The organism is Sphingobacterium sp. GVS05A (assembly GCF_019969845.1).
Classification (GTDB): domain Bacteria; phylum Bacteroidota; class Bacteroidia; order Sphingobacteriales; family Sphingobacteriaceae; genus Sphingobacterium.
In genome coordinates this window covers 280,919-298,380 of sequence record NZ_JAHXYR010000001.1, presented here as the reverse complement: position 1 = coordinate 298,380, position 17,462 = coordinate 280,919, and the positions used below count along the sequence as shown (strand labels likewise).

The 17,462-nt window shown below is 38.9% G+C and carries 11 protein-coding genes; 5 read left to right on the top strand and 6 right to left on the bottom strand.

What is annotated here, in order from left to right; translation table 11 throughout:
- Window positions 1–41: 41 nt before the first annotated feature.
- From LC454_RS01195 to LC454_RS01175, 5 genes are all read right to left on the bottom strand, one after another.
- Entirely contained in the window at window positions 42–1,670 is a 1,629-nt protein-coding gene (locus LC454_RS01195; protein ID WP_223578325.1) for a RagB/SusD family nutrient uptake outer membrane protein, read from the bottom strand.
- Window positions 1,671–1,682: 12 nt separating this feature from the next.
- Entirely contained in the window at window positions 1,683–5,018 is a 3,336-nt protein-coding gene (locus LC454_RS01190; protein ID WP_223578323.1) for a SusC/RagA family TonB-linked outer membrane protein, read from the bottom strand.
- 109 nt (window positions 5,019–5,127) lie between these two features.
- Window positions 5,128–6,183, bottom strand: coding sequence for a FecR family protein (locus LC454_RS01185; protein ID WP_223578321.1), 1,056 nt, complete (start codon window positions 6,181–6,183; stop codon window positions 5,128–5,130).
- Between the two features lie 60 nt (window positions 6,184–6,243).
- Window positions 6,244–6,792, bottom strand: a complete 549-nt coding sequence (locus LC454_RS01180) for a sigma-70 family RNA polymerase sigma factor (RefSeq protein ID WP_223578319.1) — start codon at window positions 6,790–6,792, stop codon at window positions 6,244–6,246.
- A gap of 228 nt (window positions 6,793–7,020) precedes the next feature.
- Window positions 7,021–8,220 carry a transglutaminase-like domain-containing protein gene (locus tag LC454_RS01175; RefSeq protein ID WP_223578316.1) on the bottom strand — a complete coding sequence of 400 codons (1,200 nt, stop codon included), beginning with the start codon at window positions 8,218–8,220 and terminating at the stop codon, window positions 7,021–7,023.
- Between the two features lie 115 nt (window positions 8,221–8,335).
- Between LC454_RS01175 and LC454_RS01170 the strand changes: the two genes are divergently transcribed.
- Window positions 8,336–8,704, top strand: coding sequence for a hypothetical protein (locus tag LC454_RS01170; protein ID WP_223578314.1), 369 nt, complete (start codon window positions 8,336–8,338; stop codon window positions 8,702–8,704).
- A 69-nt stretch (window positions 8,705–8,773) separates the two neighbouring features.
- Here the strand turns inward: LC454_RS01170 and LC454_RS01165 are convergent, their stop codons facing one another.
- Window positions 8,774–9,772 (bottom strand): hypothetical protein, encoded by a 999-nt coding sequence (locus LC454_RS01165; RefSeq protein WP_223578312.1) that lies wholly within the window; start codon window positions 9,770–9,772, stop codon window positions 8,774–8,776.
- Between the two features lie 590 nt (window positions 9,773–10,362).
- On the opposite strand from LC454_RS01165, the gene LC454_RS01160 reads away from it, so the two are divergent.
- The 4 genes from LC454_RS01160 (at window position 10,363) to LC454_RS01145 (ending at window position 17,125) form a co-directional block, all read left to right on the top strand.
- A complete protein-coding gene (locus LC454_RS01160; protein ID WP_223578310.1) occupies window positions 10,363–12,900 on the top strand; it encodes a TonB-dependent receptor in 2,538 nt (845 codons plus the stop codon).
- Between the two features lie 487 nt (window positions 12,901–13,387).
- On the top strand, window positions 13,388–14,434 hold the full coding sequence (locus LC454_RS01155) for a hypothetical protein (RefSeq protein WP_223578308.1): 1,047 nt from the start codon (window positions 13,388–13,390) through the stop codon (window positions 14,432–14,434).
- Between the two features lie 10 nt (window positions 14,435–14,444).
- Window positions 14,445–15,185, top strand: coding sequence for a hypothetical protein (locus tag LC454_RS01150; protein ID WP_223578306.1), 741 nt, complete (start codon window positions 14,445–14,447; stop codon window positions 15,183–15,185).
- Window positions 15,186–15,373: 188 nt separating this feature from the next.
- Window positions 15,374–17,125: a family 43 glycosylhydrolase gene (locus LC454_RS01145; RefSeq protein WP_223578304.1), complete on the top strand. Its 1,752-nt coding sequence runs from the start codon at window positions 15,374–15,376 to the stop codon at window positions 17,123–17,125.
- The last annotated feature ends 337 nt before the right edge of the window (window positions 17,126–17,462 follow it).

Genomic DNA, 17,462 nt, shown 5'->3' with positions numbered 1-17,462 from the left:
ACCCAAGATCTGTACATGACAGACCCTGGGCGGTAGGTTGATTAGTCGTAACTTGGATTCTGTTTCAACAGTGCATTTCGTTGAATCTCACTTCGCGGAATCGGAAGCAGATAATGCTGTGGAAAGAACTTCCGCTCCTGCAACACCTCGATTTTATAACTTTTCTTTTTCGTTTGGTCATCCCGCACAATCGTGATTTTCCGTGCTGGTTTGTTTTCGGTCTGTTCAGCGATTTTCCAACGTCTTACATCAAAAAAACGATGATCTTCAAAAGCAAGTTCTATGCGGCGTTCCTGTTGTATTTTCCCAAAAAGTGCTGCCCCGGTGCTTGTAATAGCAGGAAGTATACCAGCCTTCCCTCCACGTGCCCGCTCTCTAATCTTATTGATGTAAGTACGGGCGGCCTCCTCGTTCCCCAACTGATATTGGCTTTCCGCATAATTTAGGTAAATCTCACCCAGACGCATGTAAATCCAGGGTTGTGCGCTTTTATCGTTCCAAGGATTGCGCAAACTTTCGTCCATAAACTTGCGGATCGTGTAATGGGTCTTCGAAGCATTCCAATCATCAATACCGAATTCGCTGTCTTTACCACTATTGGCTCTGTTTCCGGTAGAAGATACATAGAACTCAATCTCTCTTCCTCTAAATTGCTGGCCATCGCAGACAACAGAAGCATAGAATCGAGGCTCACGCCCTTCCCAGGGTTTACCATCCACGTACTGTTGTGCTGAAGGTATTGAACCGTCCTCCATCTCATAAGCATCCACCATGTCTTGGAGTACACAGGTTCTTGACCAGCCTGTAAAACCGTTCGGAGAATCAGTCCAGTCGAAGGAGTGCCCAAATTCCGTATTGAACTGCTTCATGAAAATAATCTCTTTACTCTTGTTGCTCGTAAAAAGCTGTTTGTAATTCGGATCGAGCTGGTATTGATTGAGATCCAGCACAGCCTTTGCTGCATCCGCAGCTTTTTGCCATTTGGACTTATCATTAGATGGGTTCCAGTAAGCGCTAGCGGCATATAATGTTACCCGTGACTTCAGTGCCAATGCAGCTCCCTTAGTCGCGCGGCCAAAATCCTTTCCTTCATAACTGAGGGGAAGTAAGTTTGCTGCTATATCTAATTCTTTTACAATAAAATCGATACATTCGTCATAGGTATTCCGGGGCACCATCATATCACTGTTCAGATCGAAGGTTTTTGTAATCAGAGGGACACCGCCAAATCGTGCAACGAGGTCCGTATAAAAAAATGCTCTCAGAAAAGTCATTTCCCCAATCAACCGATCTACCTTCCCTTTGTCCGCTTTGAGCTGAGCAATATTATCAAAGAAAATATTACAGTTCTTGATTCCTTCATAATACGCATTCCAGGTCGAGTAGTCACCAAATTGATCTGCTGTTACCTCGCCCCGATTATATAAGTAAGGATTACCCGAGTTGAAGTTGTGATATGCCTCATCGGAAATGTAGCGTAAGCCGAAATTTCCAAACCCATCCCGTAGTTCCGTATATCGCTTGTTCACATAAGCTTCCGTTAAACTGACATCCGAAAATATAGACTCTCCGGTAAAAGAGTCCAAAGGCTTGACATCTAAATAATCAGCGCATGATGTAAAACAAGCTGTAAAAAAAATTGCTATATATAGTTTTATCGTTGTTTTCATGTAATCTATCAATTAAAAACTTAAATTCATACCCACACTATAAATCCGCTGCTGTGGATAATACATGCCACCAGCTTGTATCCCTTCAGGATCCTGGATTTTGATCTGGTCGATGGAAAAGAGATTGAAACCGCTAATAAAGATGCGCAGATTTTTCATCTTGATCTTTTCAAGCATAGCTGGTGATAGTGAGTAAGCCAGTTCTACATTTTTCAGTCTTAAGAAGGAGGCATTTTTCAACCAGAATGTCGAGTTCATGGAATTAAACGTATCATCGCGATCAAAAGCTCTGGGATATAGCGCATTCGGTGTTTCCGCTTCTGAGGTCCATCTATTTTCAAAATATGTCACATCTCTATTATAGCTTCCCGGTTTGATAATCTGTTTCGCGCGGCCCTGTCCCGACCATAGGATATTTAAATCGAAATTTTTCCATTTTGTCCCCATGGTAATACCATAGGTAATTTCGGGTATCGGACTTTCGTAAATCCGGACCATATCATTACTTGTAATCTTTTTATCATCGTCAACATCAATATACTTGATATCGCCGGGTTTGGTATTCAATAAATGTGGAGAAGCATCTATTTCAGCCTGATTTTGGTAGATACCATCGGTTTTGTACACCAACCAGGAGTCTATGCTGTGATTTGTTCTACGCTGCCATTCCGGCGTATTTTGTGCCTCATCAAAGAAATGAATCTTATTGCGTACAAAAGTAAAATTTCCGCCAATGGAATAACTAAAATCATTAACCTTATTACGGTATAGAAGGCTACTCTCAATACCTCTGTTTGAAATCTCGCCGATATTCTGATCCGGCAAAGTCAATCCTGTATATTTGGGTACTGAGGCTTGCTTTGGTGTTAAAATATCAGTCCGCATCGAATAGAAATACTGTAGGTCAAAAGTCAACGTGTTTTTGAAGAAAACAGACTCGAAACCTATATTTTTAGTATCCACTTTTTCCCAGGTAATATTGGGGTTAGCCAATCTTCCTACCGTAAAACCTTTCCCTCTCTTAGGGTCAACACCAAACATTGCTCCATCTCCAAGTACATAGGTACTGATATATTGAAAAGGACTTACGCGATCATTTCCCAATTTACCCCAGGAAGCTTTAATCTTCAATTCATTGATGAACGGAACATTTTCTTTAAAAAAATTCTCCTGGGAAATACGCCAACCTGCTGAGACACCGGGAAACCAACCCCAACGGGCATTGCTACTGAAGTTTTGCGAACCATCTCTCCTCAATGTGAAATCGACTAGATACTTATCTTTAAATCCATAACTTACCCGTCCGAAATAATTCTGGCGTGCAGAGATTGTTGCTTTCCCATCGTTATTTTTTTGATTGTCACTTCCTGCGAAAAGATAATCTACAGCATCACTTAAGAAATCGCGGCGATAAGCAGAAAACCAATCTCCTCTGTTCTTGCTCTGCTCATAAGCAATAAAGGCATTAATACTATGCGCATCGAACTTCTTATCATAGCCAATTTTAAAATTCCAGGTTTCGATGCGATCGTTATCATTTCTCTCCGAAAGGTTTATATTAACATCACCTGTTGTTTCCCGAATATTATCATATTCTTTGGTTGCAGGATTATAACGATAAGCGTCCCACATATTGTTGAGCTTCTTTTCATGCCGATATCTCGAATCAAATGCGGCATATCCTGAAAAACTCAATCCATCCAACAACCAAGGGGTTTTGAGGTCAAAGCCCGCTTTCGTATTTATAAAATTGTCTTTTATATGCTGATAACCTGTTTTCCCTGCAGCAAGGATTGTCAGGTTATTACCCCAGGAAAGTCCCGGACCTGGTAATCCGTTTGGATAGTAATCCGGTAAGAATGGATAAGCATGGAACGCTTCCCAAAAGAAGGTTCCCATATCATAATTGGAATTGTTTCGATTTTCCTGTCTTGTAGCGACTTCAATCAATACCGACAGATCTTTGGTGATCTTTGCATCGAGGTTGGAGCGGAACTGCACCGTTCTGAAATTCAGGTCAGTATTTTTGAAACCAGGTTTTTGATATAGGTAGCCACCAGAGACATAGTAGCGTACTTTTTCATCACCACCACGCAACGAAAGCGAATGCTGTGTTTGCGGAGCTGATTTAAATACTGCTTTCATCCAGTCTGTATTTGCATATAGCAGCGGATCGATACTTCCATCCAAATACTTTCCTTTAATATCCTTATACTTTTCAACTCGACCAAAATGAGCATTGATTTCATCATCATATACCATAAACTGATAAGAATCCATCAACTTAGGTGTACGTGTATGCTCGGAGAGCCCATAACTTCCATCGTAAGAAATTGTTGGTTTATCGCCGTTTCCACGTTTGGTTGTCACCAAAATCACGCCATTAGCAGCCTGTGCGCCATAGATTGCAGCGGAAGCATCCTTTAATATTGAAATAGTTTCGATATCGCTCGGATTCAATCGCTCGATGCCACCACGGTTGGCAACCCCATCAATCACATACAATGGACTATTGTCTCCCAAGGAGCCTTTACCGCGAATAAATATTTCAGAATTATCGCTCCCGGGCTGACCTGAACGATTGTTGGCCACTACACCCGGCATTCTCCCGGCAAGGGAATTGGACAAGTTAGGTGCTGGCGAACGCTGTAGCTCGCTCCCGGAAACCTGGCTGACCGAACCCGTCAATGTTGCTTTCTTCTGGGTTCCGTATCCAATGACAACAACTTCTTCCAATTGGGCGAGATCTTCCTGTAACACCACTGACATCCCTTGTCTTTGATAAGGAAGCTCCTGTGTGAGATAACCCAGGTAAGAAAACAACAATATGTTGTTTTCGTTATCGACCACAAGTGAGAATTGTCCATCACTATTGGACTGTGTCATCTTGTCTGTTCCTTTTACTTTCACAGATACCCCCGCCAATGGTTTTCCACGGCTATCTTTGATTGTACCCGATGCTATTTTATCCTGCGATCTGGTCATCGAGCGGATGATAATACGATTTTCACTTACTATATCCATCTCCAAAGATTCCTTCGCTAAGATTGGCAACAACAGATCAGTCCACTTTTTATTGCGTACATCAACACGCTTTACTTTAATATCATGAATACTATTATCGTTATAGATGAAATTAACCTTGGTTTGCTCCTCGATTGAAGTCAAGAGATTTTTGAGCCGAACCTCTTCAAATCGTAAAGAAACCGTTTTCTGCGCTTTAGATTCTTTCGCTAGACTAGTTGCAACACATGCGAATAAGAAAATGATTAAAAATTTGGCCATTAACAACCATTTTAGGTAATACGAGATAGGCACATGATAAAGTACATGTGATTTTTTTTTCATAATTTTGGTATTTAATAATAATCGATTGGCATCCTACTTTCCTAGGGTCCGATGCCATTGGTTAAAACGTATGGGTATTGCTCACTATGAGGGATACCCTTTTTTAATTTTACTTTACATAAAGTGTATCATTTAGGGTATAGTAATTTAGTTTTATGCCAGTTCGCTTGATCATATCCAAGAACTCCTCACTGGTTGTTTCTTCAAATATGCCGGTGACATGCTGTTCCGCCAATCGCTCTGTTTTGATAACAACGGGTTTTCCATACCAACGTTCCATCTTTCGGGCAACAGTATTGAAATCATCACCTTTAAGCACCAGACGGTTCTTCATCCAAAGTGTTTCCGTAGCTTCAGTCTCGACTATATCAAGTTTTTCAAAAGCTACCTGCTGCTGTATAACAGCATTCTTGCTTTTATTATGGCTTGGCTCCAGCACCGAATTAACCACAGAGATTTTGTTTCCCGGCAGGAGCTCATAGATTTTTGTATGTTTATTCTCCACGACTTTCAGTTGTACCTTACCTTCAATTAGCGAAGTCGTTGTTATATTTTCATCTGGAATCGCGCGGAGATTAAATTTAGTACCCAGTACCAGCACCTCTGCATGCGCCGTCTTAATGGTCAAAGGCAAATTTGGATTCTTGGCAATCGAGAAGTAGCCCTCCCCTATTAATTGCAATACCCGGTCAGTTTTTCCAAATCCATCTTTCAGTCGGAGAATACTTTCATTATTAAGCCAGACCTCAGATCCATCACTTAATTTGATCGATTTACGTTCTCCCTTTCCTGTAACAATTGTTTGCCATTCTGAATCAATATCTCCCTCTTTACCTCTTTTGATAGACCAAAAAGTCAACAATCCAAATACCATCAAAACACTGGCTGCAATGGATATTATTTTTATTTTTTTGTGATTTAAAAATGGGCGGACATTGGAGTCCCTATCGGCAACCAATTCTATAGGTTTTGATTTTTCATAGATTATCTCGGCCTCGACATCTTGCCTTTCTTCCTGCTCACTTTCCAAGAAGGCAATGAATTGTCTTTTATTTTCATCTGCTCGCAGTAAATCATCCAAAACGCTCCTTTCCTCTGCTGTGAGCGTTCCTTCAAGCAATCGATTGGTTAAAAATAAAAAGTATTCTTCTTCAGATGAAAACATGCGCATTCGGTGTATTTGTGATAGAGACACCGAAGCAATACAAAATCCCCAATAAAAAAATTATTTTTTTTCTTTCATGCAGGCCCATAGTTTTCCAAGGGCTATTTGAATATGTCTATCTACAGTTTTTTTAGATATTCCCATCGTTTCCGCAGTCTCCAAATACGTCTTCTTTTCTTCCTTCACCAATTTAAACGCTTCTTTTGTTTTTGGCGGCAAGCATTCTACAGCCCGTTGTATCCGTTGGATACTTTCAGTAGATATCAATATATCTTCAGGTGTATTTCGATCGATTAATGTATCTTGATATTCAATGCCGTCTGTTAGCACGAGCTGACGAACCCGAAGTAGGTTCAGGCATTTATTTTTGATCGCTCGAAGGAGGTAGCTTTCGAGACTCACGATATTCATAAGATCCGGTCCTAAATACCAGATTTTCCAAAGTACTTCAGAAACTACATCTTCAGCCAATTGTTTATCTTTTATAAAAGAAAATGCATTACTTTTTAGCACCCCATAATTAGCCAAAAAATAGGCCTTAAAAGAGTTTTCATCTCGATGAATAGCAATATTCCTCTTATTTTCTTCGGATAAAGGTTTCAAATACATTGGTTGTGTCACAATTCGATTGGCAATTTAAACAAATTCAGTTTAAGATTGCAAGAAAAAAGTTACATAACCTGGTTTTCTTAGCCTTAATCGCAATTAAATGGCTGTTTTTCTCCGACAGGAAATACCAATAAAAAATCTTAGATAAAAAAACTCGCTCTCTTATCAGATGACCCTTTGGAATCTGATAAGAGAGCGAGTACAATCTATAATTAAAAAGATTTTGTCTTATTCAAGAAAAATAGTTACTGTCAAGGGATCATTCTCTATTTTCACCTGCTTTTCCACTGCCCCATGTTTATTATTATACTTAAGCGTATATGTTTTGTTTTTTTCTACTGCAAACTGCAATCTGTCGTTTGCATCTTGTCTTGCATCTTTGGTTGACCCTCCCCCTACTTGATCCTTTCCTTGAAAGATATCGATATTACACTTTTTACGATCTTCCGGTGTGTTCTTGTCCTTACTTTCATAAGCAATAACATAAATTGCCGTATGCTTATTGTCTATGTTAATTTGTTGCTGTTGCTCGTTATATAAAGCTTTATAAGTAGGCGTTACATTCACCCCATTTACATATTTCAAGTTTGTATCCCAAGCTAAAGGAAAGTATGTTTCTGCCGCTTTGAAAGAAGAAGCATATATGGCATGCTGCCGGTTATTTGCATCCGCTTTGCCAGCATCCGCTAAGAACCAAGAACGATTCAACTCTTTATCAGGGTAATATTCTGTAAAATACCATTTCCCATCTATCCAGACCTCACACCAGTTGTGATTTCCACGATTGTCAAACCAGTTTAAGGTTCCCGCTACCCTGGATGGAATGCCCACAGCGCGAAATGCATCAGTCAACAGAATTGACAGCCCACTACAAGAAGCCATCCCTTGATCAATGGATTCTGAAGGAGATTGATCAGGTCGTTTTCTTTTTGTGTTATAATCAACCATAACTTCGTCCCGAATATTTTTATTGACAGCGGCGATGGCCTCACGGAGTGTCTTACAGGACTCCACATACTTTGAAAACCTGTTAAAGAGTTCTTCACGCCATTCGTCCCGATTTTCATTGAGCACGGCGTAAGGCAATACCTCATTTAAAAAAATAGAATCCGGTAGTTGTTTCGTCCAAGGGAACTTTTCTTTTGCCCGATAGGCCAATTCGATATTACGCAATAAAAAATCACTGCTTAAAGATTCCAGATCGCGTTGGGGCATATAGGAAATTAAGAAGACTGCCCCTTCCTTCATATTGTCAGGCACATCTTTGAGCACTTTTTCCAATGAAGCCCTATTTTTTCCGGCTTTAGTAAAGGCTATTTCAAGGGTTTTGTCATCCTGTTTCGCAGTCACGCGAGCATCAGTAGACTGCGCTAAACATAAGTTAAAAAGTGATAGCGATAGGGCAAAAAATAAAGAACGTAGTTTCATAGTAATTCAAAAAAAATAAAGCTACTAATTTTTGCTGAGCTATTGCAAGCCATCGCCGCAATAAAAATGACATGAAATTCGATAGAAAAAGCAATAATTAACTGTATAAATAAAAATGAAAAGAATCAAAATTACTTTCTTAGCCTTGGTAACGAGTACGCTGTTGATTACATCATGCGGCAATAGTACGGTATACCCACAAAATGAATATGGCGGTAAAGCTGTCAAACAAATTATTGAAAAAAACTTCTATCCAGAAAAGCAGGTAGAAGAACTACAAATCAAGTCAAAAGAAGAACTTTATGGAGAACTTGGACAAGTAAAAGTTGTATACTGGGATGGAGATAAACAAATGGAAGATATTTATAGTCCTGCCGATGGCATGCAGAAATCCAAAGAATCCTTTGCCTCAGAGAAAAAAATGCCTTTTCTAAAAAAAACCAAAACAGTCGTCCACTTCTATATCTCGCGGTCTTGGCATTAGCTTTATCTCGTTAATGTTACGCAAACGAAATAATGAGATTTTCTATCTATCGCTCAGTGTAAAAAAACTTTAATTACCTTTTTCCTCACGAACAAGAAAGTCATAGGAATACCAAAACTTCAAAGGTGAAAAATTATCTAAACTTCTGAGCGAATAGCTGATAGGGAAATCAAATGAGTTACTTTGTCTTTCAAACTCTTTTTTAAATTCCTTTATCAACTTAGTTATTTCTTGCAGACCGCTTTCGCGCCTGATAAAGCTTTCTCTTTTACCTCCACGTAGATAGATTAGTAGATCCGAAGCGTTCAAGATCGTTTTCTCCTTCTCTGTCAATGGCCGACCTTCCAATAATTTATCAAGTACATTTTTGAAATCAATCCGAGGATAATCGCTCTCTCCCATCATAATCAAATGCGTACCGTAATTTACAATATTTGTATAATAGGGATTAAAACCAGCTTGTTTTAGCTGCGCAACATCCTTACGGCCAAAAGCTGAAGAAAACTCATTGAATTGTGCCATCAATGAAAATGCAATATTTTCACTACGCATCAAACAGCTATATGCTCTTTTGATTGTTGTTGAATCATGGTGTTCGACAAGCTTTAAAACACTATCTACGTCAGGGCTATTATTGAGATGGTAACGGATTGATTCATAATCAAAGAAATCTGTTATGGAAAAACCTGACATTGTCAGCTCAGTGCTTTTATTTTTACGGGCATAGGAACGAATCCCGTCGAAAGTTGGAATGATCTTCGCATTTGAAATAGCAGAAGTCGTAGGCACAATTGTAATTTTAAACGGCTTATAACGACTACGAAGGGAAGTTAGCTTCACAGTGGGTATAGTATCTTTCAATCCCCATACTGTTCCCAGATAGAAATTTTTGTCTATGGTTTGATCTACATAAATCTGGTTTACTGAAAAACCAACAGAACGACCTATAAATTGAAATTTTTTGGCTAATGCAGCACCGTCGATCTCCATGGAGTCTGGATCACCATCTTCCTTGTCACAACTGGACAATAGGAATAAACCGAGCAATAGTACAAAAAGATATTTCATAATTCAAAAATTACTCGTTCCCCAAAAGTCGAAATATCTCCATGTTAACAGCGGAAAGGCTAAAGGCTTTTGGTTCTTTATCAAAGATATATAAAAATACCTATCCAACCTATATAAAAATCAGAATAACAAAGGAATAAGAAAAAACGATCTTTATTGTAGGATAACAATACTGTCATGAACAGCCTGTTCAGTGATGGAGAGAATTATGATGATACAAATTTATAAAAAATAAAAGCCGCTGGAATGGGGAATTCCTAACGGCTTTCTTCTAACCTAATGAAAAACATCGATACCGTGATCGGTAAAGTGTTGATCTCCTAAATCCAAATATATCAAGTCTATTTCTCCTGTGTATCCTTCATTTACAATCCGCGCTTATGATTTACGATTCGTAGTGGTTAATAAAAATATGACAGATCATTGAATGTCAATACATTAAAGACCAAAACAAGCAAATATCCCAGTATTATTACCTACAATAGGACTGCATAAAAGGTATGTTATTTTTTTATTTTAAATCAGTCTAAATAACTAAATTAATTGTATGTTTGCGCCGATAAATAATTTAGACTAATTCAATATTAATAATGAAAAGATCTTTTCTGGGGCTTATCTTAAGTCTGGGATTGGTAGGAGCGACACATTTGGATGTTTCGGCTCAAAGTAAAGGGGTATATGGACGCGTCAAAACCAAAGATGGCGCAGCAATCGAGTCAGCTACAGTAACTATTACAACACTTGGCAGATCAACTTCAACCTCCCGTGATGGCAGTTTTCATTTCTACAATCTTCCGGATGGGACCTATACCATTCAAATCAAGAGCATAGGCAATGCTATTGAAGAACAAACAATAACTGTTAAAGATGGTAAAGCGCAAACAATTCATGTAGCGATGAATATTTCTGAGTCGCAATTGGAGCAGGTTGAAGTGTTTGGCTATAATTCCCATAATAATAAAACGGTCAATGTTGGGAAAGCAGGTATTATTGATAAAGACTTACCACAAAGCGTGCAGATTATTAATAAGCAGATCATTACCGATCAACAAGTCAACAGATTAAGCGATGCGCTCAAAAACGCGAATGGTGTAGCCATGGGTGCAAATCGTGGCGGTGTAAATGAAAACTTTTATGCGAGAGGTTACAGCTTGGGGGCAAACAATATCTTTAAGAATGGCGCACGCACAAATAATGGAGGTTCAATAGAAGCTAGTACATTAGAATCCGTTGAAATACTTAAAGGAAGTGCTGCATTACTATATGGTGGTGTATCCGGCGGTGCGGTCGTTAATCTGGTTACCAAAAAGCCTAAGTTCTCCTACGGCGGAGAAGCTTCAATGCGTGTAGGTAGTTATGACTTTTATAAACCTACAGTCGATGTTTACGGCCCAATTTCAAATAAAGTCGCTTTTCGCATGATAGGCACTTATGAAAAAGCTGGCAGCTTCAGAGATCAGGTCAAGTCAAAACGAACCTATGTAAACCCATCTGTATTGTATAAGATTTCCGATCAAACGGATCTAAACTTCACATTTGATTACTTGAAAAGTGATTTCACACCAGACTTTGGAATAGGGACTGTCGACGGCAAATTAAATCAATCTGTCGGAAGAAATACATTCTTAAATGTACCTTGGGCTTATAACAATACAAATACTTCAAACGGTCAGATCAATTTCAACCATAAATTTAGCGAATCCTGGAATTTAAATGCGATCGCAAGCTATCAAACCTACGACCGTGACTATTATGGATCTGATAGGATCCAGGCTGACAAAAATGGTATTGCTCCTAGAAATTTGACAAGATCCAAATCAAACGAATTTACAGCCAACCAGCAGTTAAATTTAACAGGTACTGTAAAAACAGGTGCTATTAAACATAAAATTCTAGTCGGTGCCGATGCCGATCAATCACATGCAAATGTGTATGCCTATTTTATGGAAGGGATCAATTATTACGATGATAAAAATGCATTAAAGGCAAATGCTTACGATTCGATTTATGTTTTCAATCCGAGTCAAACAGCACAGCATTTGGCTACAGGCCGTGGATTGAGATCTGATATCCCAGGTGCTAATTTGTTGACAAAAACCACAACAGATATCTATCGATACGGTGTATTTCTACAGGATTTGATCGAACTGAATGAGAAGTTTAAAGTTTTGGCCGGAATACGCTATTCCTATCAACGTACGCCTAATTCCGAGCGATTTACTTACAAGGAAAATAAAACAGAAGAAGTAATTACAAAAGATGGGCAGGGAAATCCAATGGGAGCCAAAGTTGATAAAGCATGGTCACCTAAATTCGGCTTGATTTATCAGCCAATACCTTCATCGAGTATATATATCACTTATGCGAATAATTTCACCTCTAACTCGGGCTACGATATCAATTACCAACCTCTAGCACCATCAATAATTGATCAATATGAAGCCGGTGTCAAGAATGATTTTTTCAATGGTCGTTTATCTGCAAATCTTGCCTGGTATAGAATCAATAATAATAGATTCGCTCAGCAGCTGCTTCTGAAACCAGATGGCACCGAAAATGGCGACGCCAACATGAAGGAGTTCTCCGGAAAAACAGCCTCTGAGGGTCTAGAAGCTGAAGTAACAGGAACATTATTACCAGGTTTGAATGTGACAGCTGGATATTCCTATAATTATATGCGTTATACCCATACAAATCCAATTTCAAGCTATACAACAACAGTTGGAAATGACACAAAAACTGTAGAAATTTCTGGAAGTGAAGAAAACGTACGCTTAGTGGGTACCACCGCCCATACTGCAAATGGAACAGTATTTTACACCTTTCAAAATGAAACTGTCAAAGGATTAAAACTAGGCTTTTCTGCTTTTTATACAGGCAGACGTAACGCAGGATGGAACAATAGCAAAATCAATGTTCGAGACGGTTTAAATCGTCTTATTTCAGTCAGCCCATTTACCACAATTGACTTTTCTGCCGGATATACCTATAAAAATTGGAGCATTCTTGGAAAATTGTCCAATATCAACAATGCATTTAATTATTACATCCACGAAAATTATAGTGTAAACCCTATTCCACCGCGTAGTTTTATGGCAACGCTTTCGTATAAATTCGAAAAAAGATAAATCAAATCGTCTTATTTATATCAAAAAAGGGGGCTTTTTATCTAAAGCTCCCTTTTTTGTCCTACTGTATTATCTAAATTTTCAGTTATAGCGTCCTAAGCTTCATTTTTATTATTTTTTAGCAAATCCACAGACAGTAAAGCTGTAATGGATGTCGCAATTAATGCCGAAATACCCATATTCATTGTACTAATTAGTATGTTATCAGCGAGTGCGTACTTGATGCTATAATAAGTAATGACGTAAGTAAACAGATAAGTGATAAATGCTTTAATAATTTCCATAAACTAATAGTAGGATACAGCTAAAATAATTTCCCGGTACAAATATAAAGCGCCATTGACAATTGTTTTTCCTCCTCTTACAATTCGTCCCAGATGATTTATGATTCGTATTTCTGATAGTGATTTATGCATGGTATTTTAACCTTATGAGTAAATAATATAAAATATAATACCTATTTTCAAATCAAATTAGGAACAAAACGATGAAGTCATTCAAACATCCATATCCTCTATTGTTGCTGATGCTATCATTGGGTATGACAGCATTTTCTCAAACCAAAGAAGAACTCAAAAAAAAGTATGAGAACAGCAGTATAGATCAAGAGCTCAAGAAAAAGATGGCTACGGAATTTGTTTTTCCCGATAGCCTAATACTGCCGCCTTTACACTATACCAATTCCTACTATGTATTAGATTCGGTGGTCAACGACTTCCAATCTATTTCCATCGATATTATAGTACAGGATGACATTCCTGATCACTATTCATTTTATATTTCTCCTTTTAATATTGCGTTGAACAATATTCCTTTGTATTGTGGTATTCAATCTGCTGGCGGTGGTATCAGTGTGAAAACGGGCAAGGAGCAAGAAATTAAATTTAATGGTATCTTTTCACGTTGGTTTGAACGGACAAAAAAAGCATTGAAAACAACAGGATATTACGCCAGCTCGGATGCCGAAGGCGACTTTATCAGCGTCCGCAATACCGTAGGATGGCATAAAGGATCTTATCGGATAACACTAATAAGAGAAGGAAATATTCCCGGTAAGGCGGTGCCTGATTCGATCAATCCCAAAGAGACTTATTTCAGTTGGGGCGATTATGAGCATTCCTGGATCACCATGTATGTCGAAGACTTAAGCAACAAAAAGGTCACTAATGTGGGGTCTTTGGCATTTCCGGGTAAAAAGATCCAAATGAGGAAACAAATCACATCGTTCCTAGAGCAGTATAAATATTTTATTGATTTTGCGCAAAGTGCGAGAAATCTGGAAGGGATGAATGTGATACGTTATGACAAATTACCCCGAGTAACCATTATCCAGAAAAATTTACGGATCAATGGCAAAACCGTCCATCTTGACAAGGTGCCCACCTACCACAATCGCACACATAACCCCGAACAAAGTAAAGTCGCAGGGGAAATGCCCATCCTATCAAAAGACAGTTATAACCCTTCCACAGGTGAGTTAACATTAGAGACAGGCCTATTTGTTGGCTGGCCAGAGAAAAAGGAAGGGAAATAAATGAATGATAATGATACGCAAAAAGTTACTTCTGCTGGTACTGATATCATTGACAACTTTCTGCTATTGTCAACGACAGCTTGAAGATGGGGGATTAGATGTGGAAAAGGTAAATTTTAATAGCTTTAACACAAAAAGTTTTTATGCAACTGCCTTAAAAGCCGAATGGTCGGATTATCATAAAAAGAGAAATGCGGGTGTAAAACCGATCTATTTTTTTAGGGCGGAAACGGATACCATAGACAGGACAGGACAAAACTTTAACATTGATACTGCATTTGCAATTCAATACCGACAAACTGGTATTGGTAGAAGTGGCTGGGAAAAGGACTATAGCGCTGGATTTTTCCGTAATTTAAAATTTAATGAAATAAATGCCATTACAGACCTCGACAATAAGCTGCTGCTTTTGTCCGGGGCAACAGACAGGATAGAACCCGAAAAATTGAACAGCTTTATCGTCGAATTAAATAAAGCATTTGGAAACGCATATTTAACAGATTTGTCAAAGGGCCTTTCTTCCTATCAACTACGAAAATGGGAACTTGAAGATCGCATCATCGTATTAGCCTCTGCTGGTGTAATAGATTACAAAGGGCTTGTCTTAACAGAAAAAGAGAAGGCATTTATAAAAAGTATCGAAAATGACAACTTTCTATCCGCTACCCTTTTCAGCTGTAGAAAAGATGTCTACGATACTTTCAAACAGATGAGTATGCGTACTGGATTTATGACTTCCTTTGAAAAATGAAGATGATTAGCAAATACGTCTTTTATATTTTCGTTTGATCATTTTGATAAAAAGCTTTTAGGGATAAAATACCAAAGATAGCTATCTCAAGAGATGGCTATCTTTGGTATTGGGAAATTTAGGGAAAGCCCCCTTTCAATCGACTTTATTAGAAAAGGAAAATTATGCGAAAGCCAAAATATCTTCCCATGCAATATCTAATTGCATCTCAGTATAAAAATAAGTTCAATAAGATTACCAGATCAGTACTTCTCCTTCTATTCTTTTGGTCTGGGCTTATCTACGGGCAACAATCCTCAAAAATCATCATCAATCCCCTAGCGCTCGAGTACCGTTTCCTGCCAGAAAGTCCAAGCCGAAGGGAAGCAGCAGACCCTGTCGTCCAACTCTATAAAGGTCAATACTATCTATTTGCTTCCAAATCTGGTGGATATTGGCGCTCTTCAGACCTAAAAGACTGGATTTACATTTCATGTAAAACTATCAAAAGCATAGAAGCTTATGCACCAACGGTACTGAGTTATGATGGTGCACTTTACTTTCTAGCATCAGGAGGAAAACCTCAGATCTATAAAACAGTCAATCCGGATGAGGATCAATGGGAACCTGTACCCACCAAATTTACCATAGGAATGACTGACCCCGCCTTTTTCATGGATGGCAACAAAAAAGTCTACCTATACTGGGGATGTTCCAACGTAGATCCCATTATGGGTGTGGAGGTCGATCCAAAAGATGGGTTCAAACCCATTGGTGAGCCAAAAGTATTGATCCAACATCATGAAAAACAATATGGATGGGAAGTACAGGGGGAGCATAACGAACTAGGGACTCCAGGCTGGAATGAAGGTCCCTCAGTAATTAAATACAAAGGCATATACTATCTCCAATATGCATCTCCTGGGACTCAATTCAGGAGTTATGCCGATGGTGTCTATACATCGACATCCCCCTTAGGACCTTTTCGATACGAAACGAATAGTCCCTTCTCCTATAAACCGGGGGGATTTATTGCTGGAGCAGGTCACGGTCATACATTTCAAGACAAACTTGGCAATTTTTGGCATGTTGCAACCATGAAAATTTCGGTACGGGACTGGTTCGAACGGCGTATCGGTCTTTTTCCGGCATTTTTTGACAAGGAAGGTAAACTTTACGCACAAACAGTATATACTGATCTCCCCTTTCAGATTCCCAATACTAAAGTTAACCTCGAAAAGAAGGATCTTTCTCTTCCGTATAACCTGTTATCTCGCAATAAGCCCATTATCGTATCCAGTGCATTAAGTAAATTTCCGCAAGGCAATGCGAATGATGAGCGTGTAGAGAGTTGGTGGTCAGCAAGATCAGGAGCCATCGGTGAGTACCTTCAAATCGACCTCGAGAAGAAAATGGCCATCAACGCCCTTCAGGTTAATTTTGCCGATCAGGACTTCGAACTTAAAGCTCCACAATCTTATAGTTATCAATATTTGATCGAATACTCCCTAGATGGAAAAAAATGGTCTCCCCTCATCGACCAGCGAAAAAGCACAAAAGATCAACCACATGAATTGTTCTGCTTGGATCACAAAATTCTTGCACGTTACGTACGCATCACCAATAAGAAAGAGATCCCCGGAAAATTTTCACTCTATGATTTCCGCATTTTTGGCAATGGCCTTGGACAAAAACCAACAGCGATCAATGGCTTAGAAGGACAACGAGATGCAAAGGATCGTCGTCGGATAACCTTACAATGGCAAGCAAGCGCAGACGCTAAAGGCTATATCCTACGTTGGGGCGTTACAGCCGAAAAATTATATAATGCCACCGTCATCTACGACAACAAATTTGAAGGACGTATTTTCAATAGCGCTCAGGACTACTATTTTTCAGTCGAGGCTTTCAATGAAAATGGGCATTCAAAGCAGAGTAAAAAATTACTCCATATTGAATAACATATAGACCAAAATATCCCATTAGGTAGGCGCCAAACGAAATCCGAGAAGATAGGTACTGAAATCTTTTCAATCATGCACAGGCACACACAAAGCAGCAAATAAGGCCGGGGCAAAACAGAGGAGTCTTCTCACCAGCATGACGAGAAGACTCCTTAAAAATTAAAATCTCGATCCGAGACCTTTACCAGGCGGCTTACTTAATCACAAGCCAAGTTTGACTTTTTACCGGTATATGACCTCAAAGATTGCTTCTGATGTCGCATTTAATGACACTGTCCTACTGTGCTGATCCTGTTCCAGCACTTGCACATTTCCTTTCAGTCAAGCATAGTAT